The following is a 1,846-nucleotide window of genomic DNA, read 5'->3' as shown; positions in this document are numbered from 1 at the left end:
GTTGACTCTTAAATGAGGATATGATATAAATAAATCCTGCAATTTGTATGGGCCTATAGCTCAGCTGGTTAGAGCGCACGCCTGATAAGCGTGAGGTCGATGGTTCGAGTCCATTTAGGCCCACCATACATTTTGGGGCCTTAGCTCAGCTGGGAGAGCGCCTGCCTTGCACGCAGGAGGTCAGCGGTTCGATCCCGCTAGGCTCCACCAAAAAGCTATTTTAAATAGCAAATGGTATGTTCTTTGAAAACTAGATAACACTGTAGCTCATATTTTTTAATTTTAGTTTGGTTAAGTTAGAAAGGGCGCACGGTGGATGCCTTGACACTAGGAGTCGATGAAGGACGGGACTAACGCCGATATGCTTCGGGGAGCTGTAAGTAAGCTTTGATCCGAAGATTTCCGAATGGGGAAACCCACCATACGTAATGGTATGGTATCCTTATCTGAATACATAGGGTAAGGAAGACAGACCCAGGGAACTGAAACATCTAAGTACCTGGAGGAAGAGAAAGCAAATGCGATTTCCTGAGTAGCGGCGAGCGAAACGGAACATAGCCCAAACCAAGAGGCTTGCCTCTTGGGGTTGTAGGACATTCTATACGGAGTTACAAAGGAACGAGGTAGACGAAGCGACCTGGAAAGGTCCGTCGTAGAGGGTAACAACCCCGTAGTCGAAACTTCGTTCTCTCTTGAATGTATCCTGAGTACGGCGGAACACGTGAAATTCCGTCGGAATCTGGGAGGACCATCTCCCAAGGCTAAATACTCCCTAGTGATCGATAGTGAACCAGTACCGTGAGGGAAAGGTGAAAAGCACCCCGGAAGGGGAGTGAAAGAGATCCTGAAACCGTGTGCCTACAAATAGTCAGAGCCCGTTAACGGGTGATGGCGTGCCTTTTGTAGAATGAACCGGCGAGTTACGATCCCGTGCGAGGTTAAGCTGAAGAGGCGGAGCCGCAGCGAAAGCGAGTCTGAATAGGGCGTTTAGTACGTGGTCGTAGACCCGAAACCAGGTGATCTACCCATGTCCAGGGTGAAGTTCAGGTAACACTGAATGGAGGCCCGAACCCACGCACGTTGAAAAGTGCGGGGATGAGGTGTGGGTAGCGGAGAAATTCCAATCGAACCTGGAGATAGCTGGTTCTCCCCGAAATAGCTTTAGGGCTAGCCTTAAGTGTAAGAGTCTTGGAGGTAGAGCACTGATTGGACTAGGGGTCCTCATCGGATTACCGAATTCAGTCAAACTCCGAATGCCAATGACTTATCCTTAGGAGTCAGACTGCGAGTGATAAGATCCGTAGTCAAAAGGGAAACAGCCCAGACCGCCAGCTAAGGTCCCAAAGTGTGTATTAAGTGGAAAAGGATGTGGAGTTGCTTAGACAACTAGGATGTTGGCTTAGAAGCAGCCACCATTTAAAGAGTGCGTAATAGCTCACTAGTCGAGTGACTCTGCGCCGAAAATGTACCGGGGCTAAATACACCACCGAAGCTGCGGATTGATACCGAATGGTATCAGTGGTAGGGGAGCGTTCTAAGGACAGTGAAGTCAGACCGGAAGGACTGGTGGAGTGCTTAGAAGTGAGAATGCCGGTATGAGTAGCGAAAGACGGGTGAGAATCCCGTCCACCGAATGCCTAAGGTTTCCTGAGGAAGGCTCGTCCGCTCAGGGTTAGTCAGGACCTAAGCCGAGGCCGACAGGCGTAGGCGATGGACAACAGGTTGATATTCCTGTACCACCTCTTTATCGTTTGAGCAATGGAGGGACGCAGAAGGATAGAAGAAGCGTGCGATTGGTTGTGCACGTCCAAGCAGTTAGGCTGATAAGTAGGCAAATCCGCTTATC

General features: G+C 49.7%; 2 tRNA genes and 1 rRNA gene. All 3 read left to right on the top strand.

The features are described from left to right. The first annotated feature begins 49 nt into the window (after positions 1–49). Positions 50–126 (top strand) — tRNA-Ile (locus tag CGQ22_RS30460). Between the two features lie 8 nt (positions 127–134). Next, positions 135–210, top strand: a tRNA-Ala gene (locus tag CGQ22_RS30455). A 79-nt stretch (positions 211–289) separates the two neighbouring features. After that, positions 290–1,846, top strand: a 23S ribosomal RNA gene (locus CGQ22_RS30450); the annotation flags it as partial.

Source organism: Bacillus sp. M13(2017) (genome assembly GCF_002218325.1).
Lineage (GTDB): Bacteria > Bacillota > Bacilli > Bacillales > Bacillaceae_G > Bacillus_A > Bacillus_A thuringiensis_K.
Note: the sequence above shows the minus strand (reverse complement) of the source record. Positions and strands in the feature narration are given on the sequence as shown.